The sequence below is a fragment of the Alcanivorax borkumensis SK2 genome (assembly GCF_000009365.1).
Lineage (GTDB): Bacteria > Pseudomonadota > Gammaproteobacteria > Pseudomonadales > Alcanivoracaceae > Alcanivorax > Alcanivorax borkumensis.
The window spans coordinates 2580573-2595575 of the sequence record NC_008260.1; the positions used below are offsets into that span (position 1 = coordinate 2580573).

At 55.7% G+C, this 15003-nt stretch carries 15 protein-coding genes; 3 read left to right on the forward strand and 12 right to left on the reverse strand.

Features of this window, described 5'->3' with window-relative positions:
- Window positions 1-97: 97 nt before the first annotated feature.
- The 8 genes from ABO_RS11605 to ABO_RS11640 all read right to left on the reverse strand — a co-directional run bounded on the left by ABO_RS11605 (window position 98) and on the right by ABO_RS11640 (window position 9114).
- A complete protein-coding gene (locus tag ABO_RS11605) occupies window positions 98-862 on the reverse strand; it encodes a DUF4124 domain-containing protein (protein WP_232501269.1) in 765 nt (254 codons plus the stop codon).
- Window positions 863-1004: 142 nt separating this feature from the next.
- Window positions 1005-2411 carry a glutamate--ammonia ligase gene (gene glnA, locus ABO_RS11610; RefSeq protein WP_011589537.1) on the reverse strand — a complete coding sequence of 469 codons (1407 nt, stop codon included), beginning with the start codon at window positions 2409-2411 and terminating at the stop codon, window positions 1005-1007.
- Between the two features lie 229 nt (window positions 2412-2640).
- Window positions 2641-2892, reverse strand: coding sequence for a sulfurtransferase TusA family protein (locus ABO_RS11615; protein ID WP_011589538.1), 252 nt, complete (start codon window positions 2890-2892; stop codon window positions 2641-2643).
- 6 nt (window positions 2893-2898) lie between these two features.
- The gene (locus tag ABO_RS11620; protein ID WP_011589539.1) at window positions 2899-3984 is read right to left on the reverse strand and encodes a tRNA (5-methylaminomethyl-2-thiouridylate)-methyltransferase; all 1086 of its coding nucleotides are present in this window, start codon (window positions 3982-3984) and stop codon (window positions 2899-2901) included.
- 102 nt (window positions 3985-4086) lie between these two features.
- A complete protein-coding gene (locus ABO_RS11625) occupies window positions 4087-5919 on the reverse strand; it encodes a sulfatase-like hydrolase/transferase (RefSeq protein ID WP_041705070.1) in 1833 nt (610 codons plus the stop codon).
- Window positions 5920-5981: 62 nt separating this feature from the next.
- Window positions 5982-6974 carry an alpha-L-glutamate ligase-like protein gene (locus ABO_RS11630; protein WP_011589541.1) on the reverse strand — a complete coding sequence of 331 codons (993 nt, stop codon included), beginning with the start codon at window positions 6972-6974 and terminating at the stop codon, window positions 5982-5984.
- On the reverse strand, window positions 6974-8509 hold the full coding sequence (locus ABO_RS11635) for an inactive transglutaminase family protein (RefSeq protein ID WP_011589542.1): 1536 nt from the start codon (window positions 8507-8509) through the stop codon (window positions 6974-6976). Before ABO_RS11635 ends, ABO_RS11630 begins: the two co-directional genes overlap by 1 nt.
- On the reverse strand, window positions 8509-9114 hold the full coding sequence (locus ABO_RS11640) for an ATP-dependent zinc protease family protein (protein ID WP_011589543.1): 606 nt from the start codon (window positions 9112-9114) through the stop codon (window positions 8509-8511). Before ABO_RS11640 ends, ABO_RS11635 begins: the two co-directional genes overlap by 1 nt.
- A 265-nt stretch (window positions 9115-9379) precedes the next feature.
- On the opposite strand from ABO_RS11640, the gene typA reads away from it, so the two are divergent.
- Window positions 9380-11188 (forward strand): translational GTPase TypA, encoded by a 1809-nt coding sequence (gene typA / locus ABO_RS11645; protein WP_011589544.1) that lies wholly within the window; start codon window positions 9380-9382, stop codon window positions 11186-11188.
- Between the two features lie 76 nt (window positions 11189-11264).
- Here the strand turns inward: typA and ABO_RS11650 are convergent, their stop codons facing one another.
- Window positions 11265-11600, reverse strand: coding sequence for a DUF2007 domain-containing protein (locus ABO_RS11650; RefSeq protein ID WP_011589545.1), 336 nt, complete (start codon window positions 11598-11600; stop codon window positions 11265-11267).
- Between the two features lie 261 nt (window positions 11601-11861).
- Here ABO_RS11650 and trmL point away from each other — a divergent pair, with 261 nt between their 5' ends.
- Window positions 11862-12332, forward strand: a complete 471-nt coding sequence (gene trmL, locus ABO_RS11655; RefSeq protein WP_011589546.1) for a tRNA (uridine(34)/cytosine(34)/5-carboxymethylaminomethyluridine(34)-2'-O)-methyltransferase TrmL — start codon at window positions 11862-11864, stop codon at window positions 12330-12332.
- A gap of 139 nt (window positions 12333-12471) precedes the next feature.
- On the opposite strand, the gene secB is transcribed toward trmL, so the two are convergent.
- Genes secB through ABO_RS11670 form a run of 3 tightly spaced genes read right to left on the reverse strand, consistent with a single transcriptional unit; the run spans window position 12472 to window position 13648 of the window.
- A complete protein-coding gene (gene secB, locus ABO_RS11660) occupies window positions 12472-12945 on the reverse strand; it encodes a protein-export chaperone SecB (protein ID WP_011589547.1) in 474 nt (157 codons plus the stop codon).
- Between the two features lie 12 nt (window positions 12946-12957).
- Window positions 12958-13218, reverse strand: a complete 261-nt coding sequence (gene grxC / locus ABO_RS11665; protein WP_011589548.1) for a glutaredoxin 3 — start codon at window positions 13216-13218, stop codon at window positions 12958-12960.
- A 13-nt stretch (window positions 13219-13231) separates the two neighbouring features.
- Window positions 13232-13648, reverse strand: coding sequence for a rhodanese-like domain-containing protein (locus ABO_RS11670; RefSeq protein WP_011589549.1), 417 nt, complete (start codon window positions 13646-13648; stop codon window positions 13232-13234).
- A 135-nt stretch (window positions 13649-13783) separates the two neighbouring features.
- On the opposite strand from ABO_RS11670, the gene ABO_RS11675 reads away from it, so the two are divergent.
- On the forward strand, window positions 13784-14959 hold the full coding sequence (locus ABO_RS11675) for a murein hydrolase activator EnvC family protein (protein WP_011589550.1): 1176 nt from the start codon (window positions 13784-13786) through the stop codon (window positions 14957-14959).
- Window positions 14960-15003 lie beyond the last annotated feature (44 nt).

A 15003-nucleotide genomic window follows, 5' to 3' on the forward strand; every position in this document is an offset into this window, starting at 1 on the left:
AAAAACGTCAGCCAGCAGCCTATGGCGCAAGCGCAAGCGCTTGTCGTTGATGAGTTTAAAGGGATGACAGGCCGCATTGCACCATATGGGTGCATATTTAGTTACTGAGAATGCTCCGATTCGGTTTAGCGGGCCGAGCAGCACTGCTCCGATCTGCTCCACTGCCCACATTGGCAGCGCCCCCAGTTGAGGCACTACCCCCCACATTCGCCGCGCCGCCACGATCGGCTGCACCACCCGCTTGCGCAGCACCACCGTTACTGCCGCCACCTGCAGAGTTACGGAAATCGCCGACCGTGCTGCGGTGTATGTAAAGCTTCACCGGCTCGGAAGTAATCCGGGGCTCTCCATCTTCCCCGACCACCTTAACGATAAGGGTGTGCTCACCGCGATCCGGAGCATCGAGCTGCATGGCCGGCTGCTCGATACCGTTGTCGATCAGCACTAATCTATCTCCCGTCTTTAGACCGGGCTGTAAACTCACAGACACATATACCGCATCTGCAGGGTTACGCAGAGTAGAACCACTTTCCGGCGCGGTAATGGCCAGCGAGCTATAACCCTCCCCGGCCTGGCCTCCTGTTTTAGCCTCTTCAGGCTGAGCAACGGCTTGCGGCATTTCCACCGTCTTAATCGGCACCGTATTAGTGGTTTTCAGCTTCACTTCTTCTGAGTGGCGGTTCTGCGCCGGCTGGTCGGAGAACACCACATTACCTTTTTCGTCGGTGGTTCGATAAATCTTCGACGCAGGCGCATCAGGCTCCTTCCCCTCGCTGACACTCCCTGCGTTTTCCGCCATGGAGGCCAAGCTCACCCCAGACACCAAGGCCAGCACAACAAACGAAATTAACGACTTTTTCATTATTATCTCCATATCTGCCCTTGATTCTGGCCTGACTCGACCGCTCAGAAAAGGGGGGAGTGCACAAAACCGCCGCCTTTATTCCAGGCAAAAAAAAGCCCCCGACAAGCGGAGGCTCTGTTCTGCTAGCGACCCGAAGGCATTAGCAAGAGTAGTACATATCAAACTCAACCGGGTGCGGGGTCATGTTCAGACGCTCAACCTCGGCACGCTTCAGCTCGATGTAGCCTTCCAGCATATCCTTGGTGAACACGTCACCTTCGGTCAGGAAGTCCATGTCTTCTTCCAGACAATCCAAGGCCATGGTCAAAGTGTGAGCCACGGTAGGAATGTCTTTTGCTTCTTCAGCCGGCAAATCATACAAATCTTTGTCCATGGCATCGCCAGGGTGCATCTTGTTCTTGATGCCGTCCAAGCCAGCCATCAGCAGGGAAGCAAAGCACAGGTACGGGTTGGCAGACGGGTCAGGGAAGCGCGCTTCCACACGACGGGCCTTAGCACTGTTCACAAACGGGATGCGGATAGATGCAGAACGGTTACGGGCAGAGTAGGCCAACATTACCGGCGCTTCAAAACCGGGCACCAGACGCTTGTAAGCGTTAGTGGACGCATTGGTGAATGCGTTCAGCGCACGGGCATGCTTAATGATACCGCCAATGAAATACAACGCTTCATCAGACAGACCAGCATAGCCGTCACCGGCGAACAGGTTTTTGCCGTCTTTACCCAGGGATACGTGCACGTGCATACCAGAGCCGTTATCACCGATCAGCGGCTTAGGCATGAAAGTAGCTGTCTTGCCGTAAGCGTGAGCCACATTGTGTACGCAGTACTTAAGAATCTGTACTTCGTCCGCTTTGGCGGTCAGGGTGTTGGCGCCAACACCGATCTCACACTGACCAGCCGTGCCCACTTCGTGGTGATGCACTTCAATTTTCAGCCCCATGGACTCCATGGCAGAACACATGGCGCCACGCAGATCGTGCAGGCTGTCTACCGGAGGAACCGGAAAGTAACCGCCTTTCACACCAGGACGGTGACCAATGTTGCCGCCCTCAAAGTCTTCATGGGAAACCCACGCAGCTTCTTCAGAGTGGATGTTATACATGGAACCCTGCATGTCGGACTTCCACTGCACGGAGTCAAATACGAAAAACTCCGGCTCAGGGCCGAACAGAGCGGTATCCGCGATACCAGTAGATTTCAGGTATTCCTCAGCACGACGGGCAACGGAACGCGGGTCGCGCTCGTAACCTTGCATGGTGGTCGGCTCAAGAATGTCGCAGCGCAAGTTCAGGGTAGCAACGTCAGTGAACGGGTCCAGCACGGCGGACTCGTCGTCCGGCATCATCACCATGTCCGATTCGTTGATGCCCTTCCAACCAGCGATGGAGGAGCCATCAAACATTTTGCCGTCCTGGAAGAAATCTTCGTCGATTTCGCCAACCGGAAGGGTAACGTGCTGCTCCTTACCAGAGCTATCGGTGAAGCGCAGGTCCACCCATTTCACATCGTTTTCTTTGATCAGTTTGAGGGTCTTAACAGACATTATCGTGCGTCCTCCTAAGGAACAGCGGGTTTGTCTCTGACTCGTCGTGCCGCTCTGAGGAAGCGCAACACAAAGAACCGGTATTCTCGGCCACTGGGCCAGCTTTGCCAATAGGGAGGCAAATACCGTGCCAGCCCTTTTTTAGCGCATTCTCTACTTGATTCGAAGAAACAAGAACAGGCGACTCATTTTGGTGCACAGATGCAGTGCACCAAACGCATATAGGGCACTAAAATAGTGCACCATTATCTTGCCCGACGCGCAACACCACAAAAACTTCGTTGCCTTGCTCCGCCATTTCCAGCACCTCATGGCCATTAATCCGACACCAGGCGGGGATATCGCTTAATGCTCCAGGGTCGGTGCAAACGACTTTCAGGGTATCACCTGTCGCCAGAGTTCTTACTTTATTTTGAGTTTTTATCACCGGCATGGGGCACAGCAGCCTGCGCACATCCAATTCGTGAAGGGTATCGGTCATCGTCGTTCAGCCCACATTCCAGCTTGGCAGCACCGCTTCCGCTTGCGCCGGCGCCACGGTAATCTCGCGTGCAACACCGTCCGGGCTGCGCACTTCCAGAGTCACCGCGTCTTCAACACGCCCCTTGGAGTAACGTGCCACAATGGCCGCCGCCTGCTCCAGCTCTGCCTCGCTACCAAACTCACCGTCCACCAGCGCCAGCGGGCCCGGGCAACTCACCGTGGTAATACTGGTGAACTGGTAACGATAACCTTCCAGAAAACGGTTTTCACCTTCTTCACGGCTGATAATCAGTTTGTAATGCGGCTGCGGACGCAGATGACGCCCAACCTTCAGCAGCATGATGTCATCCAGTTCGTATCGACGCTCATTGCGAGCCTTCCACAGGTCCGCCAGCTTGTTGGAATAAGACTCATCGGTGAGGAAGCAACAGCCACCGGCAGGCTGAGCAAAATCGTCCAACCCAAACTTGGCGGCCAGCGCCATTTGCGGTTTCCGGTTACGGCCGGAAAAATCGTGCAACTGCTCCCGGTTTACCCAACCTTCGCGCTCAGGCAGCGTAGGGGGCAAGTTTTTTGCGCACAGAGGGCGTAAAAGACGGTCGTCAGCACCGGACTCCTGGCTAATGATCGGCATCGTTTCCTTGCGCTGACTCTTCGGGCGCTGACCAATCACTTCACCAGTAACGATAAAATCAAAGCCCCGATCACCGGCCAACTCCCGGGCCTTGTTAATCATCAGAGTGGCCTGATTAACCATGAAAATCTTACAGTCGAGACAGGGATTCAGGTTTGCGCCGTAACCATGCTTGGGGTTGAGCACCACATCCTTGTACTCCTCGGAGATATCAATGATATGCATTTTAATGCCCAGCTGCTCCGCAACCCACAAGGCGTTATTACGCTTTTCCTTATCCTTGTCTTTCTTGCGAATAGCATGGGTATGCCCCTCCACACAGAAACCAGTGTAGAAATTCACGCCCTCTACCTCGATGCCCTGGTCCTGCATGACTTTCACTGCCAGCATGGAGTCCAGTCCACCGGACACCAGTGCAATGGCGCGACGCTTGATTGGTTGGCTTGCCTCTGTCATCGAAAAACCTGCGTTGCTGTGGGGACAGCTCAAAATTTGGGCGGCGCAGTATAGCAATGGTCGGCCTAAGGCGCATCCTCCCAATCGCCCCGCCTCAACCCGCTACTTACGAAAAAAAGCAGAGAGGTCCCGCAACACATCAGCCAACGCCTCGCTGAGCTGCGCCAACACAGTGTCGGGCTCGCTCACCGGACCATCGTGCGCATCGCTTATGCGCATTTCTAACAACCCGCCCGCCCCCAAAGGCATGGCTACTTTGTAGTCCGGCCCCACATACGCCAGCGCATCCCAACTGGCCACCAGCCGGTAGGCATCACCTTGCGGCCCCAGCAGAGAGTGCCCCACGCTATAATCGCTGGCGGGGTTCTGCACCCCCAGCATGGGCAACAAGGTAGGCACCACATCCAGGTGGCTGGTGGGCCGCGTCACCACCCCCGGCACATTGCCCGGAAACGCCAGCACCAGCGGCACATGAATTTGCTCGTTATGGAATTCGGAATTGTGCCCCCAACGGCCGTTTTCCATAAACTCTTCCCCGTGATCGCCAGTAACAACCACAATGGTATTGTCCAGCCTCCCGCTCGCCTTCATGAAGCCAAGCACTCGCCCCAATTGCTGATCCAGGTGGTGGGAAGCGTTGACATAACGACGAAAGATACCGGGCATATCCGCCTTCAAATCCATGGTGGCGTAGTTCATCTCTGGCAGATAATCCTTACGGATCACGCTCTCATCCGGGAAATAATAACGCGCATGGGCGGACTCAAAGAACATGAACCCCATGAATGGCATGCCGACTTTTTGTTCGCCGAAAAAATCCAGTAACCGCTCTACATTACGACGATCCCGCTGCCAACCCGGCCCCACATCATCACTGAGCATATCCTTCTCAGGCACCGACACAAAAAGGGTTTTGTCGAACTCCGGATAACTGAAATTGGCACTGGTATACAGCCCCATGTGGTACCCCGCCTGCTGCAACTGCTGCATCAGCAAAGGGGGCTTGCGCTCATCAAGCACACTGAACCAGTAATTGCCGGGCAAACCGTAGAACAGACTAAACAGACCCATTCGGGTGCCATTACCCCCGCTATAATGCTGGGTAAACCGAATCCCGTGCTGCGCAGAGAATCGCCACAGGTTCGGCATAATCTCCGGTGTCAGCATATCCCAACGCAACGATTCTGCCACTAGCACGAGGAGGTTAGGACGGGGCGCATCGGCACTAACTCGCAATGGCTCCTTCGGGTAATTCAAACGCCCTTTGGCATCGGCTTCCAGACGAGTGCTGCGCACCATAGTTATCCCCCACTTTTCCGCCACCCGGCGAAACGTGGTGGGCTGGTAGAAGGGAATACTCTGGGCCGCCATCAGCACCGGGCGATACCCTTTCAGGTGGCTGACACCGTAGGCCGCACGCTCCCCCACCATGCACAACACCAACAAGGACACCAGCAGCCCCAAGCGCGGCACGGAACGGGAACGCAGCACGTACAGCACAACGCCGTGAATCAGCAGCACCGCCACACAGATAGCGGCCACGGTCCAGGACGTTCCCGCACTGCCGCCCATGGATTCAATTCCACCCGGGGTGGTAATCAGGTTCCAGACAAAGCCATTAATATGAAAGCCGTAAATGGCATAGATCTGACCATCGACCAACAACAGCATCGTCATCAACGCCGCCAGCACCACCACCCCCACCGCCTGCACACTGCGCCCCGGAAGGTTACCCAACAACCAACCCAGCGCAGCCACCAACAGCACATAGAGGAAAGCGTAACCACTCAGGGCCACGAGCATGAAGAGCAGACTCAGAGACGGCAAGACAACCAGCGTGCCTCGCCCAACCCAGGCGTTGAGAATAAAAAACAACAAGAAAAGAAAGACGTAATAACCGCGCAGGGATATCCTGCCAAGACGCTGCTGGCACATCACAACCACTCATGGAAACAGGGCATAAAAGCCTATTTCCACAAGCTTAAAATGAGCTTAAATCAACCCTCTTTTTGTTCGGCTAACACCGGCCCAGCCACTGCAAATTGTTGTTTTGCGAAGGCCACTCGCTCGGCCACCGGACGGGTTTCGCCTTTGAGGGCCTCAAGTTGTTTTTCAACGATCTGGCAACGGCGCAGCAGGCCATCATCCATGGCAATCTGAATATTCAGGCCTGGGCGGGCATTGAGCTCCAGCATCATCGGCCCATGCTCGTGGTCCATGACCAGATCCACACCAAGGTAACCCAACCCGGTTAGGTCATAGCAACGCGCCGCCAGCTCCAGGCATTCCTGCCAGTCCGGTACCGTCAGCCCAGCCACTGGATTAGCCGTATCCGGGTGACGCTCGATCTTGAGGTTGTGCCAGGTGCCATCCAGAGTAACCCCGGACGCCAAATCCAGGCCCACACCAATCGCCCCCTGGTGTAGGTTCGCCTTTCCTTGGGACTGTCGAGTAGGCAGACGCAGCATCGCCGCCACCGGGTATCCCTTGAGCACGATAATTCGGATATCCGGCACGCCCTCAAAACTGATCCGGTTGAACAATTCCGTAGAACGAACCCGATACTCGATCAACGCCTGATCGCGATGGCCGCCCAGAGAATAAATGCCGGAAATGATCCCGGAAATATGATGTTCCAACTCTTCCGTGGTAATGATACGCCCGGAGGCAGAACGGAAATAATCTTCAAAGCGGTCGGCAATCACCATAATGCCGTCGCCTCCCGCCCCTTGAGCAGGCTTGATCACGAAATCACGGTGCTGTTCCACTACCCGGTGCAAAGTACTGATGCCCTGCTCTGTGGCGATGGTGCCATACATGTGTGGCACCCGAATCCCCGCATCCAGCGCCATCTTCTTAGTCTGGATCTTGTCGTCCACCAGCGGATACAAGCTGCGCTTATTGTAGCGAAGAATGTAATCGCCGTTCCGTTGGTTAATGCCCATCACACCACGGGCACGCAGGGCTTTTCGGGTTTTAGACCAGAACATTAGTGCTTATCCCCGTCCACCATGGCACGAAAACGCAACAGCTCCGTGAGGCGATAGCCACGGTAATGGCCCATCAATACCATAATGGCCGCCAGGCAAAGCAGCACGCCTGGGAAGGTGAACACGAAATACACCAGCGGCTGCCACACCATCAGCAAGTGGCAGAAAATCGCCGCCACCAGCGTTCCCAGTGCCACTTTCAAGGACTGGGTCCCGCCACGCTCTTCCCAAACGATGGACGTCCGCTCGATCACCATGGTCAGAATCACCATAGGGAACAGCGCCACCGACAAACCTGAACCGATGCCCAGCTTGTAGCCCAGCAGGCTAATCAGTGCCATAGCGATCACCACAAAGGTAAGCACCACGGAAAGCCGGGGCAATAACTGTAATTTAAGATGTTCGAGATAGGAGCGCACAGACAGCCCGATGGCGGTGATGGACGTAAACAACAACCCCCCCCAGACCACTTGCGTCTCGCGGAAGGCCAAGGCGATCAACACGGGTGTAAAGGTACCCAGGGTTTCCATACCGATAAGAGAACGGATAAACAGCACCAGCAGTACCCCCACCGGGATCATCACCAGAATGCGGTACAGCTGCTGAGCAGGAAGCGGTAGTTCATACAAGGAGAAATCAATAAAGCTACTCACGTCTTTCAGACGTAGAGACTGAGCCAACTGCAGCGCGCTCATTTCGTTTTCGTGCACGCTGAAGCTCACATCCGCAGACTTGCCGCCTTCGATATTCAACAGCGGCCCAGGCCCGCTCCACCAAACCAGACGATCATCCGGCAGCCCCTGCTGACCATTGAGCGGGTTGAAATAGAGCCATTCCTTGCCGTTAAAACTACGCAACCAAAGCTCAGGTTGCTGCCCTTGGCTCTCCGCCAGCCGCAAGGTATGCACCGGCTCCGCAGGAATATGCGCCACCGCCAGCAGCAGATCGATCACTTTAGCCCGGTTCTCCGGACTTACATCGCTGCCCAGCAGAAGCTGAACATTATCGTTTTCAAGCTCATTAACCCGCTTGATGGTCTCACTGATAAAGGTTTCCACATCCGCTGAGTGCTGACGAATAGGCTCAAGCAACGCGTCCGCAGCCAGCTTTTCTGGGCCATCCAGAGTAGGCGCAGGCCGGAATTGGGGCCCCGGATCCTTCTCCGGCACATCCGCATAGCGAGGAGTCAACATAAGGCGGTAATAGAGGTACTGATTGCCTTCGGCGCGGCGGGATGACCAAGTAACCTGGCGGTTACCCTTATCCACATTCACATTTACGCCGTAATTATTGGAAATAAAACTCTCGTTAAGAGTGGTATAGCCAGCCCCCAGCGGTGGCACAAACATACGTACTTTGACAGGCTTATTGGCCTTTGCGACAAAAGACACCTGAGAATCGACCACCCAAACCGGGTCTTTCTCATCCTGACTCAGCGGCACATTTTGCACCAACAGCTGATAAGCAATACTTCCGCCGCCCAGCAACAAAAGGAAAACGGCAAGCAACCGCGCTTGCAACTTCACAGAACCCATTATAGCGCCTCGGCAGCCTCCATCGTTTGGTCGTCGCTTTCGACAACATTATCCTTACTGTCCTGACAATCAGGCTCTCCAGCCGCCATTGATAACGACGGGTCCACCAGTGCACCTAACCCTTGCAGAGCCTCGGAGCCCATCAGCAACGGGTAGCGAAACTCACTACGATTTGTCAGGTTAACTTCAACCTGTTCCTGGCGCCGACCCATGCAGATAGTCAACGTCACCACCGGGCGACGACTGTAATCCCGGTCACCGGGCGCCACACTCTCTGCCCGCCGTTTAATGCGCACATGCCCAGATAACGGCAGTTCCACATCATCCCATTGTTCTCTGGTAACACTCCATTCTTCCCGGTCATCACGGTCAATAGCCAAGTCGAACTCAACCATTTCAACACCATCGCGCTCAAAAGTACGGATATAACGAGCGCTTAACGAGCCGGAACCGGCGCCGGTATCCAGCTTGGCCGGTACAGTAATCCCTAACTCCTTGATGTGCACCTTTTCATGCAAGCCATAAATCATTTTACCGGATGCTCCATCGGCCACCGCCGCTAAGGGCGATAAAACCAACAGTAAAGCAAGCAGTGTACGCATCATAACAACCTGATTGTAAAAGCATTACAGCCGAGCCACGGAAGCACGGACCCAACATCTGAGCCTTCTCCCGGAAAATAGTTGCGCCATTCTAGGCGATCATTGGGTCTCTCGCAGGCTCAACGTTGAAATTTTGAACTTGTTCACAATTGCCAATCTTACGATAAAGGCTGACCGGCGGGCTATCACCCACACGCCACGCTGCTATAATGCGCGCCCCTGCGAAACCGCTGGCCCGGTTTCGCCCACCATATTTGGAGCATCACTAGTGATTGAACGTCTGCGCAATATCGCCATCATCGCCCACGTTGACCACGGCAAAACCACCTTGGTGGATAAGCTGTTGCAACAATCTGGCACCCTGGGAGATCGCGCCGGCGACATCGAACGGGTCATGGACTCCAACGATCTGGAAAAAGAGCGGGGCATTACTATCCTGTCCAAAAATACCGCTATCCAGTGGAATGACTATCGCATCAACATCGTAGACACCCCAGGCCACGCCGACTTCGGCGGTGAAGTAGAACGGGTTATGTCTATGGTGGATTCCGTACTACTGCTGGTAGACGCAGTGGACGGCCCCATGCCACAAACCCGCTTCGTGACCCAAAAGGCGTTCGCCGCCGGCCTTAAGCCGATTGTCGTGATCAACAAAATCGACCGCCCTGGTTCCCGCCCGGACTGGGTAATGGATCAGGTCTTCGATCTGTTCGATAACCTGGGCGCCACCGACGAGCAGCTGGACTTCCCGGTGATTTACGCCTCGGCCCTGAACGGCATTGCCGGCCTGGAGGCGGATGACTTGGCCGACGACATGACCCCACTGCTGCAAGCCATCGTCGACAAAGTTGACTACCCCAACGTCGATGCGGACGGCCCTTTCCAGATGCAAATTTCCTCTCTGGATTACAACAGCTACCTGGGCATCGTCGGCATTGGCCGCGTTAAGCGCGGCAACATCAAGGCCAACAGCCCGGTGAAAGTGATCGGCGCCGACGGCAATGTCCGTAACGGCAAGATCCTCACCATCATGGGCTACCATGGCCTGGAGCGTGTCGATGCCAGCACAGCCTCCGCCGGCGAGATTGTCTGCATCACCGGTCTGGATCCGCTGAACATCTCCGACACCCTGTGCGACCCGTTAAACGTGGAAGCTCTGACGCCGCTGAGCGTGGATGAACCCACCGTAAGCATGTTTTTCCACGTAAACACCTCGCCTTTTGCCGGCCAAGACGGCAAGTTCGTTACTAGCCGTCAGATCCGTGAGCGTCTGGAAGCCGAACTCAAACACAACGTGGCATTGCGCGTAGAAGAAACCGGCAGCGCCGATCAATTCCGCGTTTCCGGTCGTGGCGAACTGCACTTGTCAGTACTGATCGAGAACATGCGTCGTGAAGGCTTCGAACTTGCCGTCGGTCGCCCACAGGTGATCATCCGCGAAGAAGACGGCGTAAAGCAGGAACCCTACGAAACCGTCGTCGCCGACGTGGAAGAACAGCATCAGGGCTCCATCATGGAGCATCTGGGTTTACGCAAAGCCGAAATGACCAACATGGAACCGGACGGTAAAGGCCGAGTTCGCCTGGAATTCCTGGTGCCTAGCCGTGGCCTGATCGGTTTCCGTAGCCAGTTCCTGACTCTGACCTCCGGTACCGGCATCCTTAACAGCACCTTCAGCCACTACGGCGAGCACAAAGCCGGCGACATGGCCAAGCGCATCAACGGTGTGCTGGTATCCATGGTTAAAGGTAAGGTGCTGGGCTTCGCCCTGTTCAACCTGCAGGAACGTGGCCGCATGCTGATCGACCCGAACGTGGATGTGTACGAAGGCCAGATCATCGGTATCCACAGCCGTGGCAACGACCTGGTGGTTAACCCCACCAAAGGTAAGCAGCTGACCAACATGCGCGCCTCCGGCACAGATGAGAACATCGTTCTCACCCCGCCGATCCGTTTCAGCCTGGAACAAGCGCTGGACTTCATCGAAGACGACGAGCTGGTGGAAGTCACCCCCAACTCCCTACGTATTCGCAAGAAGCTGCTCACCGAAACCGAGCGCAAGCGCGCCGGGCGGTAATTAAGAGCCGCAACAGGCTAGACCTAAAAAACGCCACATCTAAAACGTGGCGTTTTTTTTTGCATCCAGAGCACCCTCAACGCAATAACATCAGCATCAACACCGCACCGATTACCATCCCTACCAGCAACCCCGCCAGAAAGCCCTGCCCAGCCAGCGGTGTGGGAGCGGTGGCTGGCGACACCACCTCTCGGTCCGCAGGCTGACTGGCCTCAAACTCGGCGATCACCTCCAGGGCGCGGTCTTCATCGTTCGCGGCCACCCACACCGTCGACAACCCCGCCGCCGGTAACTCACCCATGCCACCTTGCAACATATCGCCATGCACCTGTGCCATAACCCCCACCTGATCCAGCAAATTGGCCAGCATATGGGCTTCAATCATGTGGCGCGCCTGAAACACACACTTCACCGGGCTATCTCCATCATGGGTTCACTGGGGCTTTCTCCACCACATCCAGCAACGGATACCGCAAACTACGGCCACACCATAGGGCGCCGCGTAAAAAGCGACCCCAGTTTGTCCTGCGGGGCGGGCTCCCCGCAACCGCCCAATAAAAGCAACAACGCCAAGCCCGCGTATTCCACATCATCATCCATGTCCTGTTATTCTTGTCGTCGTTTTAACCTAACGCCGATCAGCCTCATTTCCCCCGCCAAGGCCAAACCCGACATGCTACACATTGCCCTGTTCGAACCGGAAATCCCCCCCAACACTGGCAACATTATCCGTCTAGCCGCCAACACCGGCGCTCAGCTGCACTTGATTGAACCGTTGGGGTTTTCCCTAGAAGAAAAAAAACTGCGCCGCGCCGGCCTCGACTACAGCGAGTTTGCCGCATTACAGGTGCACCGGGATTTTTCCGCATTCCAGGAAAGCGTCGTCGGCCAACGGCTATTCGCCATGACCACCAAAGGCAGCCGCCCTCATAGCCAAGCGTGTTTTCAGGACGGGGATGTTCTGCTGTTCGGCCCGGAAACCCGTGGCTTGCCGGAGCAAATTCTCGACAGCCTGCCCGCGACACAAAGGCTTCGCCTACCCATGGTGGCCGAGAGCCGTAGCCTGAACCTGAGCAACGCCGTTGCCGTCACACTTTACGAAGCATGGCGACAGCTGGGGTACCTTGGAGCAATTGATAATTGATCGCTACGCGCTCCAGGCCTAGGCCGCCCCTGAAATGCAAGAGGCCGCACCCAAACTTGGGCGCGGCCTCTTGCATTAGAAGACAACGAAAACGCCAATGCGCGCCGTTATCCATTCTTTATTTTCAACAATTAAACCATTACTGAACGGTCTCACCAGCGGCAGCTGCGTTGCCTTGCTGCTGATCACGCTGCTGTTGATACAGCGCATCGAAGTTGATCGGTTGCAGCACCATTTGCGGGAATGAGCCTTTCGCAACCAGGTCCGATACCACTTCACGGACATATGGGAACAACAGATTAGGGCAATAGGCGCCCAGAAGCTGAGCACGCTCTTCACCGTCAATGCCTTTCACAGTGAATATCCCAGCCTGCTTTACTTCTACCAAATAAAACGTCTTTTCTTCAGCTTCGTCCTTGGCGGTCACCGTCACGGTAATTTCCACTTCGAACTCATCGCCTTCACCAACGCGACGGGCACTGTTGTTCAGCTGCACGTTCACCTTAGGCTTCCATTCCTGCAGGAACACTTCCGGTGCCCCCGGGCACTCGAACGAGGTGTCTTTGAGGTAGATACGCTGCAGTTGGAAAACCTGTTGCTGTTCATCAGCCATATTCTTCTCCTGTTACTGATCCGCTCCGAGCAGAGCATCGAGCGCCCCCGCTCGCTCTAGAGCAAAAAGTTCATCACAGCCACCGACGGCGTGATCATTAATGAAAATCTGCGGCACCGTCCGGCCACCGCCACGCTGCATCATGACTGCACGTTGCTGGGGCTCACGATCCACATCGGTATCCTCAAACGCCACATTCTTGCTGTTAAGTAACTGCTTGGCACGCACGCAAAACGGGCACCAAGAGGTGGTATACAGCTCGACTCTGGCCATCCTTGTCTCCTGCTTACGCTTTGACTACCGGCAGGCTCGCTGAACGCCATGCATTCAAGCCACCCTGAATGCGATACAGGTCGGAAAACCCCTTGGTTCGCAGCTGACGACCAAGATGTGAGGCCTTTGTTCCCATATCACAAGTCAGGATGAGGGGTTTGTCCTTGTATTTTTCCAGCTCTGCAATACGATCAATCGCCTGCCCGGCGGGAATATTGATGCTACCGGCGATATGCCCGGCTCGGAATTCATCGCTGTCACGCAAATCCACGATCACCGCATCCTTCTGGTTCACCATATTGGTAGCCAGCTGCGGCGTGAGGGATTGACCGCCACGGCGGGATTCAAGCACAAAGAACAGTGCCCACAACAGGAAAAAGGCGGACACCAGAATATAATGGTTGCTGGCGAATTCAATCAGGTTGCCCATGGAGACCCCGGTTCATTAGCGTTGGCTCTATCGACGCCAACTCTGCGGCGCCACTGCTTCCCTCCGGTAAGAAAGCCGAAGGAAAATCGGCGCCAAGTATACACATCCCCGGGCCGTTAAGGTAAAACCCCCGCCATGACCCGACAATTACTGCTGCGTTTACTGCTAGCCACCCTGCCCTCCCTGCTGCTTCCTGTTAGCGGAGCGGCAGACAGTGCGCCCAGCAAAGCGGAGCTGAAAGAACTAAAATCGCGCATCAGTGAATTGAGTGACGCTCAGAGCCGCGAGCTGCGCGAACGTGACTCCGTGCAGGCCAACCTGCGCAAGACAGAACTGCGCATCAGCCGACTAACCCGAGAGCAGAGAGCGCTAGAGAAAAAGGCCAGCAAGGCACAGCAACGCCTTAACGCTCTGGAAGCTGAGCAGGCAACCCTGGCCGCAGAAAAACGCACCCAACTAGACTGGCTGGGCAAAACCGTACGTGCCAGTTACCAGGCCGGCCGCCAGGAGCGCATCAAATTGCTGCTCAATCAGGAAAAACCAGACCAGATCGCCCGCCTGTTGCGCTATCAAGAATACTACCAACGCGCCCGCAGTGACCGACTCAAAGCCGTAAACGGCGAACTGGACGAACTCAAGGCTATTGCCCTGCGCGTGGACAAAGCCCGACAAACGCTACTGAATCAACACACCGATCTGCAACGTCATGCCCGTAAACTTCAAGGCGCCCAAAAAGAGCGCCAAACGACCCTCGCTGCCTTGAACCGCTCGTTGGAAGATCGCGGAAACAACCTCAACCAGCTGAAGGCCGACCAGCAGCAGCTGCAAAAGCTACTGCAAGACATGCAGCGCAGCCTCAATGGCATTCCTGCAGACCTAGGTGGCACGCCGTTCAACAAACTGGCAGGCAAACTCCCTTGGCCACTACAAGCACGTATCTCCACCGGTTATAACAGCCGGCGGGAAGGGTCCCTGCGTTGGCAAGGGGTGATACTGAATGCCTCGCCCGGCACCCCGGTCAGGGCAGTGCATTCTGGCCGCGTCGTGTTTGCTGATTGGCTGCGCGGCTACGGCCTGCTCACGATCGTCGATCATGGCAGCGGCTACCTAACACTCTATGGGTATAACCAGAGCCTGCTCCGCGATGTGGGAGAATGGGTTTCTGCAGGGGATAGCCTTGCTCTGGCGGGTAGTTCTGGCGGCAACCGAACTAGCGGGCTGTACTTCGAGATACGCCACCGCGGCAAGGCCGTGGACCCCACACGCTGGTGCAATCAGCGTGTTACACTGCCGCCATTGGCGCAAAATTGATGATGATTATTGAAATGTGCGCACTTTACCTGCGCGCACTGGGG

What these genes read in the sequence shown, in the direction of transcription:
- ABO_RS11675 (WP_011589550.1), top strand. Translation starts at nt 13,784, where the DNA reads ATGACCCGACAATTACTGCTGCGTTTACTGCTAGCCACCCTGCCCTCC.
- ABO_RS11615 (WP_011589538.1), bottom strand. Translation starts at nt 2,892, where the DNA reads ATGACCGATACCCTTCACGAATTGGATGTGCGCAGGCTGCTGTGCCCC.
- ABO_RS11635 (WP_011589542.1), bottom strand. Translation starts at nt 8,509, where the DNA reads ATGGGTTCTGTGAAGTTGCAAGCGCGGTTGCTTGCCGTTTTCCTTTTG.
- trmL (WP_011589546.1), top strand. Translation starts at nt 11,862, where the DNA reads ATGCTACACATTGCCCTGTTCGAACCGGAAATCCCCCCCAACACTGGC.
- ABO_RS11620 (WP_011589539.1), bottom strand. Translation starts at nt 3,984, where the DNA reads ATGACAGAGGCAAGCCAACCAATCAAGCGTCGCGCCATTGCACTGGTG.
- secB (WP_011589547.1), bottom strand. Translation starts at nt 12,945, where the DNA reads ATGGCTGATGAACAGCAACAGGTTTTCCAACTGCAGCGTATCTACCTC.
- grxC (WP_011589548.1), bottom strand. Translation starts at nt 13,218, where the DNA reads ATGGCCAGAGTCGAGCTGTATACCACCTCTTGGTGCCCGTTTTGCGTG.
- glnA (WP_011589537.1), bottom strand. Translation starts at nt 2,411, where the DNA reads ATGTCTGTTAAGACCCTCAAACTGATCAAAGAAAACGATGTGAAATGG.
- ABO_RS11630 (WP_011589541.1), bottom strand. Translation starts at nt 6,974, where the DNA reads ATGTTCTGGTCTAAAACCCGAAAAGCCCTGCGTGCCCGTGGTGTGATG.
- ABO_RS11605 (WP_232501269.1), bottom strand. Translation starts at nt 862, where the DNA reads ATGAAAAAGTCGTTAATTTCGTTTGTTGTGCTGGCCTTGGTGTCTGGG.
- ABO_RS11670 (WP_011589549.1), bottom strand. Translation starts at nt 13,648, where the DNA reads ATGGGCAACCTGATTGAATTCGCCAGCAACCATTATATTCTGGTGTCC.
- ABO_RS11625 (WP_041705070.1), bottom strand. Translation starts at nt 5,919, where the DNA reads ATGTGCCAGCAGCGTCTTGGCAGGATATCCCTGCGCGGTTATTACGTC.
- ABO_RS11640 (WP_011589543.1), bottom strand. Translation starts at nt 9,114, where the DNA reads ATGATGCGTACACTGCTTGCTTTACTGTTGGTTTTATCGCCCTTAGCG.